Below are 9,073 nucleotides of genomic sequence, written 5' to 3'. Positions count from 1 at the left end.
GCGCGGCCCCCCCCCCCCCCCCCCCCCCCCCCCCCGGGGGGGGGGGGGGGGGGGGGGGGGGGGGGGCCCCCCCCCCCCCCCGCCGCTTGTGGTGCCCCGTTCGTCAGGCGTAGGGGTTGAACGGGATGCCCGACGGCTTGGCCTTGTTGAGGTGGTCGTCGAACTTGGCGTCCTGGAGGGGGAAGTTGGCGTTGCCCCAGCTGGAGTTGTTCATGATGGTCTGGAGGTTCTTGGAGGGGTCCTTGCTCGCCGGGTAGTGGTCCCAGCTGACCAGGGCCGGGTGGTCCCAGCCGCCGTTGCCCCAGGCCTCGGGCGTCTCGCCCCACTTGGCGAAGCGGAAGGCGTGGGTGCTCGCGCCGTCCTTGTGGTAGACGATCTCGACGTGGGCGCCGGTCGAGTCCATCGGCACCTCGTTGACCGGGCGGGTGCTGAAGCCGCCGTGACGGGAGGCGGACAGGTACGAGGGCTTGCTCGCCCCCTGCTTCACCCAGACCACCGCGCACTCCCAGTCGTGGCGGTGCCCGATGCCGGGCGAGGCCTCGTCCTTCTCGAAGTACAGGGTGTAGATGATCCCGCACCAGCCGTTGTTGCACTTCGCCCGGGAGTAAGTGTTGGCATTGCCGAGGTGGTCGGTCCGGCACCCGCCGCCGAGCGAACCGGTCGGCCTGAGGCCGCCGTTGAGGTTGCCCCACATGTCGATGGCGGCGGCGGGGAAGCAGCCGTCGTTGTCGTAGTCGAAGTACGGCTGGAACGACTTCTGGAACGAGGTGGCGCTCTCGGGCAGGTTCGTCAGGTTGGGTCCGGCGGAGGCGCTGCCCGCGACGCCGACGGTCAGGGCGGTGACGCTGCCCATGACGAGCGCGGCCTTGCCGAGGCGGGATGTCTTTCTCTTCTCGACCATCTGGGACATACGGCTGCTTCTCAAGCGGGAAGTTGATCAGCCCGCCCTTTCGTCAAAGCAATCAAATCCGCACCGCCCCGCCGGACAAGTCAGGCGGGGCGTTTCCGTGGATGTCACCGGCGGTTTCCTGCGGGGGTGAGTTGTTCGGCACGCCCCTTTCGTCAGGGAAAACAATCCCGTGGGCGGTGACGGATTGCCCGGTAGCGGATCTTCCGACACTTTTCATTTACCTGTCGGTCATTTGGTGCGTGCCTCCGGGAAAGCTTTCGGAACGTATGGTCACCAACGCCGACGTGGTTTTCGCCAGTTGTACGGAGGTATGCGCACATGGGGCGTCCCGAAAGACCGCTGGATCCGGCGGCCGGTCCGGTCCAGCGCCTCGCGCACGAACTCCGTGAGGTGCGCCGGGCCGCCGGCAGCCCGTCGTACCGGAGGATGGCCGAGACGGCCGGGTTCTCCGCGACGGCCCTCTCGCAGGCCGCCGCCGGGGAACGGCTGCCCTCGCTGGCCGTCGTCCAGGGGTACGTACGGGCGTGCGGGGGCGACCCCGGGGAGTGGGAGCCGCGCTGGAAGGCGGCGGATGCGGAGGCCTCGGGGTCGGCACGGGAGAACGAGGACGCGACGCCGCCGTACCGGGGACTCGCGCGCTTCGAGCCGGACGACCACGCGCTGTTCTTCGGCCGGGACCGGATGGTGGACGAGCTGAACCAGCTTGTGTGCGACCACCGTTTCGCGGTGCTGTTCGGCGCCTCCGGCAGCGGCAAGTCCTCGCTGCTGCGGGCCGGGCTGATACCCCGGCTCAGGGAGGAGATCGCCCGGCTGAGGTGTCCGGCGGTGCTGCGGCTGCTCACCCCCGGGGCCCGGCCCGCCACCACGTACGGGCACCTGCTGACCCCGGCGGAGGGCGAGCCCGAGAGCTGGGTCGTGGTGGACCAATTCGAGGAGGTCTTCACCCTGTGCCGGGACCGCGCGGAGCGGGCCCGGTTCGTCGACCTGCTGCTCGCCGCCCGTGATCCGGACACCCGGCTGCGGGTGCTGATCGCCGTACGGGCGGACTTCTACCCCCGGTGCGCCGAACACCGGGCGCTGGCGGACGCGTTGCGCGGCGCCGGACTGCTGGTCGGACCGATGACGGCGGACGAGCTGCGGGAGGCGGTCGTCAAACCCGCGCAGGCGGTGGGGCTCCTGGTGGAGCGGGAGCTGACCGCCCGGATCGTGGAGGAGGTCCTCGACGAGCCCGGCGGGCTGCCGATGCTCTCGCACGTCCTGCTGGAGACCTGGCGGCGGCGCCGCGGACGGACACTGACCGTGGCCGCGTACGAGGCGGCCGGCGGGGTGCGCGGCGCGATCGCGGCGAGCGCGGAGGAGGTGTACGGGCAGCTCAGCGCGGAACAGGCGAGCGCCGCCCGGCGGCTGCTGCTGCGGATGGTCGAGCCGGGGCGGGGCACCCCCGACACCCGGCGCCCGCTCACCCGGGCCGAACTGGAGGAGTGGGCGGACCCGGACGTGGCGGAGGTGGCGGAACGGCTGGCCCGCGCCCGCCTGCTGACCGTGGACGAGGACGGTGTCCAGCTTGCCCACGAGGCGCTGATCACCTGCTGGCCGCGGCTGCACGACTGGGTCGAGGAGGACCGCGAACGGCTGCGCCTCCACCGGAGTCTGACCGAGGACGCCCGCGTCTGGCGGGAGCACGACCGCGACCCCGGCGCCCTGTACCGGGGCACCCGACTGGCCCGCGCGGAGGAAATGTTCCCGGACCACGAGCGGGACTCCGCCCTGACCGCGGCAGAACGGGCGTTCCTCGTCGCCGCGTTCGGGGTCCGCGAGGCGGAACGCCGGGCCGCCGCCCGGTCCACACGCCGGGCTCGGACGCTGGCGGCCACGCTCTCCGCCGTCCTGGCGGTGGCGCTCGTCGCGGGCCTCGCCGCATGGCAGCAGAGCCGGGAGAACCAACGGCAGCGCACCGACGACGCGGCCCGCCGTATCGCCGAGGTCGCCGACGCCCTGCGCACCACCGACCCGCACACCGCGCAGCTGCTCGGCGTCGCCGCCTGGCGCGTCGCCGAACTGCCCGAGACCCGCCGGGCCCTTCTGGGCGCCCTCGCCCAGCCGGAACTGGACACGTTCACCGACCCGGCGCCGGGGGACGCCCCGCGACGTTTCCTCGCCGACTCCGGCCGCACGCTGCTCAGCGTCGAGGGCCGCAACTGGCGGACCTGGGACGTGGCCACGCACGGCCGGACGGCCTCCGGACGGCTGTCGGCCGGCCAGGTGTACTCGGCCACCCCGGACGGCAAGGTGCTGGCGGTCCAGGGGGACGACGGCGTACGGCTGTGGAACACGGCGGAGGGACGCTGGACCGGCGGCGCCCCCGCGCCGGCGTCCGCGGGCGTGGACTTCACCGCCGACGGCCGTGACTACCTGGTGAGCGGCACGGACGACGACCAGGTGCAACTGCGCTCCGTCACGGACGGCAGGCTGCTGTTCGAGACCCGGGCGCCCGGGTTCGCGGACCCGGCCACGAGTTCTGACGGATCGCTCGTCGCCGTCTGTCCTTCGGGCGGGGTGCCCGAGGTGTGGGACGTCGCCGGGCACCGCACCCTGCCCGGAGCCTGGCAGAAGGCGGGCGGCCTCTGCGACGCCGAGCACGTCAAGCTGGTCTTCGGCGGCGGTGGCAGGATGATGTCCGTCTCGGACAGTGGGGTCCGCGTCTGGGACGCCCGCTCGGGGCGTCAGTTCGCCAACCTGAACGACCCTGGCGCGCAGTACGCGTCCCTCAGCAAGGACGGCGCCTTCCTGGCGACCACCGACGGTGCGGAGATCAGGGTGTGGCGGCTGTCGTCCCCCGACGCCCCGGTGTTCCGCAACCCCCTCAACAACCAGTTTCTCTACGGCGGACTCGCCTGGGACCCCGAGGGCCCCGTCCTGCGCTACCTCGAAGGCGGTACCGTCCACTCCCTCGACGTCACGGAGTCGGTCACCTCCGAGTGGCGGGACCAACCCCTGGCCGACGAGCGGATCGGCCCGGACGCCCGGTTCCTCGCCACCGCCGAGCGCACCGCCACCGGGTACCGCTTCCAACTGCTCGACACCCGCGACGGGCATGTGGTCCGTACGCTGCCGCCCGCGCCGTTCCCGGTTTCGTACGACCGTACGCTGCCGGTGGTGCCGAAGGACACGCTGCCCCTGATGGCGTTCAGCCCCGACGGCACCGCCCTGGCCTACGGCGTCTCCGCCCCCGGCCGGAACGCAGGCCCCCAGCGCTTCACGGTCTGGGACCTGGCCCGAGGCCGCGAGCGCACGGCACTGGACCTGGCGAGCCCGTCGTCGGCCGGGGCGGTGGTCACGATCGCGCTGGGTCCCGGCGCCCGCACGCTGTACGCCACCCGCACCCCGTCGATCGGCGACCTGAGCACGGAGGTGTGGGACACCGCGCACCACCGCAGGACATCGGTGCTGAGCGATCCGGTCGGCAGTCACCTGGCCGTCAGCCCCGACGGACGGCTTCTCGTCGGCGACAACCGCACCGTCCGCCCGCCCTCCGGAACCGTCATGGGACAGGACCTGGTCCAGGGCGACCAGATCGGCGCCGTCGCCTTCGCCTCCGACGGCTCCCGACTGGCGGCGGGCGACGGGACCGGCCGCGTGGCCCTGTGGGACGGCAGGCTGCGGCACCGTACGGGGATCCTGCGGAACGTGTTCCCGACCCCCATCGGAGACACCCCGGAAGCCGTCAACGCCCTCGCGCTCAGCCCCGACGGCCGCACCCTGGCCGTCGGCGGCGACGCGGGGACGCTCCAGCTGTGGGACACGGCGACGCAGCAACCGCTCGGCGGGCCGCTGACCACCCCCGGCGAGCGCATCGACACCATCGCCTTCAGCGCCGACAGCAGCATGGTGTACGCGGGGAGCGCCCATGTCCCGCTGCAGCGGTACACCATCGCCCCCGCCCGGGCTGTCACCGAGGTCTGCGCCCGCGTCGGTGACACCGACCTGACCAAGGCTCAGTGGCGCACGTACGTACCGGACGCGCCGTACCGGAAGCTGTGCGGCGACTGACCTGATCCGGTCATGGCCGGGGCTTGGCATCGCACTCGAACCAGACGGTCTTGCCCGCCTGGCCGGAGCGCGGTTGCCAGCCCCATCGGTCGGTGACGGCCTCGACGATCAGCAACCCCCGCCCGCCGTCGGCCAGTTCATCCACAGCTGTGGACAACGGCGGCCGCGCGGAGGTGTCGCTCACCTCCACACGTACTCCTTCCGGTCGCCGCAGCAGGAGCAGCGCGGCGTGCCGGTCGGGCACGTGCCGGACGACGTTCGCGACCAGCTCGGTGAGCGCGAGGGCGGCCGGGTCGCAGAGTTCGGGCATCTCCCAGCAGTTGAGGTAGGCGCGGAGGATGCGGCGCAGATGCCGCGCCGAGTGGTCACCGAGGATGAAGCTGAGGCCGTACCTGGCGCCGACTTCGTCTCCGGGCTGGTCAGTTACGTGATTCACGTCACCAGAGTGAGGTGGTGTGGTTACTCTCGGCTACAGACCGGACGCAACGCCGTACGGCGTCAGCTTGGGGGTGCACCGCCATGGCCAACATCCGTGAACTCGACCCCAGCGCCTCTCCGCTGGACTACTTCGGCTCCGAGCTGCGCCGCAAGAGGGAGGCGGCCGGGATGAAGCAGGCCGAGCTGGGCTCGTCCATCTTCTGCACGGGGTCGCTGGTCGGCCAGATCGAGACCGCGAGGAAGGTCCCGACCAGGGATTTCGCGGAACGGGTGGATGCGGCGCTGGGGACGGACGGGGAGTTTTCGCGGCTGGTGGGGTTGGTGTTACGGAGCCAACTGCCGAGTTGGTTTCAGGCGTATGCGGAGATGGAGGCCAAGGCCGCCTACATCTCCACCTATCAGTGTCAGTTGGTGTACGGGCTGCTGCAGACGGAGGCGTACGCGCGGGCCGTACTCGGCGTCGAGCAGGCGGACAAGCTCGACGAGATGGTGGCGGCCCGGATGGAACGCCAGCGGATCCTGACCCGCGAGCGACCGCCGGTGCTGTGGACGGTGCTGGACGAGGCGGTGCTGTACCGGCATATCGGTGGTCGGGAGGTCATGCGGGACCAACTTGCCCACTTGTTGAGCCTCTTCGGTCAGCCGTGGACGCATCTCCAGGTACTGCCCTTCTCGGCGGGTGAACATGCGGCCATGATGGGCTCGTTCACCCTCCTTCGGTTCGGCGACGACCCCGACATCCACTACAGCGAGAGCTACGACTCGGGTCACATGACGGCCAATCCGGAGGTGATCAGGGAGCGTTCGGTCGGTTACGCTCGCTTGCAGGCCGAGGCCCTCTCTCCGAGAGAGTCGGCGGCACTGATCGCTCGCGTGATGGAGGAACGCTATGGGGAACGGCCCGGACCTGGCGCGCGCTCAGTGGCGTAAGTCGTCGTACAGCGGGAGCAGCGGCGGGGAGTGCGTCGAATGCGCCCCCCTCGGCGGAGCCGAGTGGCGTAAGTCGTCGTACAGCGGCAACACCGGAGGTGACTGCGTCGAAGTCGCCGACCTCACCCCCCACATCGCCGTCCGCGACTCCAAGAACCCCGACCTCGGCACCCTCACGCTCTCGCCGGAGGCGTACGTCGCCTTCGTGGAGTACGTCGCCGGGGCCTGACAAAGCCGAAGGCCCCGCGCGGCGCACGATGCCGCACGGGGCCCGGCCTCCCCCGTGGCCCCGTGGCTACGAGATGGTGGCCTTCTGCCAGCCACCGTTCGCGGCGGTGCTCGGGATGTACCAGAGCCGGTACTTCCAGTTCGGGACCGAGTTCGCGACCTCCCAGTGGAGCTCGAAGGTCCGGTCGGTCTGCCACCACCAGTTCGCGAAGTTGAAGCAGCTGTACGGCTTGACGGCCTGGGTCGGGGACTTGATCCAGTCGTGGAACTGGTTGTAGCCGACGATGTAGAACTTCTGGTTCGCCGGGCTCGTACTGCAGACCTGGATCGGCACCGACTTGACACCCTTGGCGGAGGCGGTCGCGGGGAACGCCAGACAGGTCGCCGACAGGCGACACGACCCGGCCCTGCGCAACTGCACCGGCATCGGCCTGAACGTCCCCGGTGCCTCCGGGACCGGCCACGTCATCCCCGACCTGGTCATCGCCCCCAAGGGCACCTTCCGCGGCAAGGAGGTGTGGCACGACCCCTCCGGCGCCCTCCTCGTCGCCGAGGTCACCTCCACCAGTACGGCCGACCGCGACCGCGACAAGAAGATCCACGGCTACGCCCGCGCCGGCATCCCCGTCTACCTGCTGATCGACCGCGAGGAGGGCGCGGTGGCCGTCTACTCCGATCCGTCGGGTGACGACTACGCCCGTGGCGCGAAGCACAAGCTAGGCCCCACCGTCCCGCTGCCCAGCCCTCTCGGGTTCGACCTGGACACGGCGGAGTTCTGAACCGCCCGGTGACTACCTGATGGGCTGGACCTGCTGAACCGACCCCGGCTCCGCCGCCCGCGCCGGGCCCGCGTTGGCCGCGGTGATCAGGGCGGCCACGGCCAGGACCGCCGCGGCGAAGCCTCGGGCGTACCGCGGGGCTATGCGTCCGTGAGGTACGGAAGGGCGTCCGGGCACGGCGACCTCGCATCCGCATCAGCAGCTGATTAACCGGGTTTAATGCGCTGCTTAACGTAGGGGGTGCGCAGGGGCGGTGCAAGAGGCTGTCCGGGGTTTCTCGCGTCGCGGACCTGTCGCCTCAACTGCACAGTTGTGCGTGGCGAGTTGGACAAGAGTAAGAGTCGGCCAGGTGTAACTCGACTTAATGGCATGCTTGATCCATGGCGGAGCGCGACGACCCGGAGACCATCGGGCGGAGAGTGCAGCAGCTGCGGGCCGAACGCGGTCTGACGCAGAAGCAGTTGGCGGAGCCGATGTACTCCCCCGCGTACATCTCGACGGTGGAGGCGGGCCGGGTCCGCGCCTCGGAGCCCGCGTTGCGGCACATCGCCGCGCGGCTCGGCATCGCCTACGACGAGCTGGTCACCGGCCGCCCCGCCCACCTCGCCACCAGTCTGCGGCTCGGGCTGACCGACGCCCAGCGGACCCTCGCCACCGGCGAGGCCGAGGTCGCGGCCGAGCAGTACGGCACGCTGCTGACCGAGGCCGAGGCGCACGGGCTCGTCGCCGAGCGGTCCGCCGCGCTGCTGGGGCTCGGTGAGTGCGCCCTCGAACTGGGCGACCTGGCGACAGGCCGGCAGTACTTCGAGCGGGCGGAGAAGAGCCTCGGGGACGCACCGCTGCCCAGCCGGGTCCCGGCGCTGCGCGGCCGCGCCGTCTCCCACTACCTCGCCGGTGAGCTCCGGTACGCCTGCTACCTGCTGGAGTCCACCCTCGACGAACTCAACCGCTCCGGGCTGCACGACCCGGACGCACTGCTGCTGCTCTATGCGAGCGCCATCGGCCCGTACATGGACATGGGCGCCCATGCGCGCGCGGCCCAGGCGGCCGAGTTCGCTCTGGCGCTCGCGCCCCAGGTCCAGGACCCGGCGCTGATCGCCCGCATGCACCGCTCCGTGGCGCGCACGCTTCTCGCGGAGGGCCGGGTCGCCGAGGCGGACGCCAACCTCGCCAAGGCCGCCGAGCTGTACCGCCAGCTCCAGATCCGCACCGAGCTGGCCAACTGCCACTGGATGCGCGGCTATCTGTACGCGCAGAACGGCGAACTGGAGCGTGCGGAGAGCGAGCTGCGCGAGGCCCTCGCCATGCACGCCGAACGGCGGGCCACCCTCTACAGCAGTCAGGTCGCGGTCGAGCTGGCGGACGTGCTGCACCGGCGCGGGAGGTCCGAGGAGGCCGCGGAGCTGCTGAACGGCGTCCTCGGCGACATCGGCCCCGAACGCGGCGCCGTGCACTCCGCCGCCGCGCACCGCCTCCTCGGCATCATCGCGGAGGACGCCCGCGACACGGAGGCCGCGGAGGAGCACTACGTCCGCGCACTCAGCCTGCTGGAGCGGGCGGGCGCGGCGGGCGACCTCGCGGACCTGTGCCGTCTGCTCGGCGATCTGCTGCGCCGCACGGGCCGGGTGGAGGCGGCCCTGGACGCCTACCGCACGGGCCTCGGCCATCGCACGGCCCCGGGCACGACGACCCTGGGCCCGGCACCGGCACAGCCGCCGCTGTGACACCCGGCACGACG

8 protein-coding genes are annotated in these 9,073 nt (G+C 71.6%); 5 read left to right on the top strand and 3 right to left on the bottom strand.

The genetic code is table 11. The features are described from left to right. Window positions 1–103: 103 nt before the first annotated feature. Complete coding sequence (locus ABT186_RS24935) at window positions 104–910, bottom strand: NPP1 family protein (protein ID WP_502973319.1); 807 nt, start codon at window positions 908–910, stop codon at window positions 104–106. A 318-nt stretch (window positions 911–1,228) separates the two neighbouring features. Here ABT186_RS24935 and ABT186_RS24930 point away from each other — a divergent pair, with 318 nt between their 5' ends. Continuing rightward, the gene (locus ABT186_RS24930; RefSeq protein ID WP_351926909.1) at window positions 1,229–4,960 is read left to right on the top strand and encodes an nSTAND1 domain-containing NTPase; all 3,732 of its coding nucleotides are present in this window, start codon (window positions 1,229–1,231) and stop codon (window positions 4,958–4,960) included. Between the two features lie 10 nt (window positions 4,961–4,970). On the opposite strand, the gene ABT186_RS24925 is transcribed toward ABT186_RS24930, so the two are convergent. Continuing rightward, a complete protein-coding gene (locus ABT186_RS24925) occupies window positions 4,971–5,396 on the bottom strand; it encodes an ATP-binding protein (protein ID WP_351235081.1) in 426 nt (141 codons plus the stop codon). A gap of 83 nt (window positions 5,397–5,479) precedes the next feature. Here ABT186_RS24925 and ABT186_RS24920 point away from each other — a divergent pair, with 83 nt between their 5' ends. Continuing rightward, on the top strand, window positions 5,480–6,328 hold the full coding sequence (locus ABT186_RS24920; RefSeq protein WP_351235082.1) for a helix-turn-helix domain-containing protein: 849 nt from the start codon (window positions 5,480–5,482) through the stop codon (window positions 6,326–6,328). Beyond that, complete coding sequence (locus ABT186_RS24915; RefSeq protein ID WP_351235083.1) at window positions 6,288–6,557, top strand: DUF397 domain-containing protein; 270 nt, start codon at window positions 6,288–6,290, stop codon at window positions 6,555–6,557. Before ABT186_RS24920 ends, ABT186_RS24915 begins: the two co-directional genes overlap by 41 nt. Window positions 6,558–6,623: 66 nt before the next feature. Here the strand turns inward: ABT186_RS24915 and ABT186_RS24910 are convergent, their stop codons facing one another. Continuing rightward, window positions 6,624–6,890 (bottom strand): hypothetical protein, encoded by a 267-nt coding sequence (locus ABT186_RS24910; RefSeq protein WP_351926907.1) that lies wholly within the window; start codon window positions 6,888–6,890, stop codon window positions 6,624–6,626. Window positions 6,891–6,894: 4 nt separating this feature from the next. On the opposite strand from ABT186_RS24910, the gene ABT186_RS24905 reads away from it, so the two are divergent. Beyond that, the gene (locus ABT186_RS24905) at window positions 6,895–7,335 is read left to right on the top strand and encodes a Uma2 family endonuclease (RefSeq protein WP_351926905.1); all 441 of its coding nucleotides are present in this window, start codon (window positions 6,895–6,897) and stop codon (window positions 7,333–7,335) included. Window positions 7,336–7,715: 380 nt separating this feature from the next. After that, the gene (locus tag ABT186_RS24900; RefSeq protein WP_351235085.1) at window positions 7,716–9,059 is read left to right on the top strand and encodes a tetratricopeptide repeat protein; all 1,344 of its coding nucleotides are present in this window, start codon (window positions 7,716–7,718) and stop codon (window positions 9,057–9,059) included. Window positions 9,060–9,073: the final 14 nt, after the last annotated feature.

Source organism: Streptomyces sp. NPDC001634, from assembly GCF_040298185.1.
Classification (GTDB): Bacteria; Actinomycetota; Actinomycetes; order Streptomycetales; family Streptomycetaceae; genus Streptomyces.
This window is presented reverse-complemented; position numbering and strand designations above follow the sequence as displayed.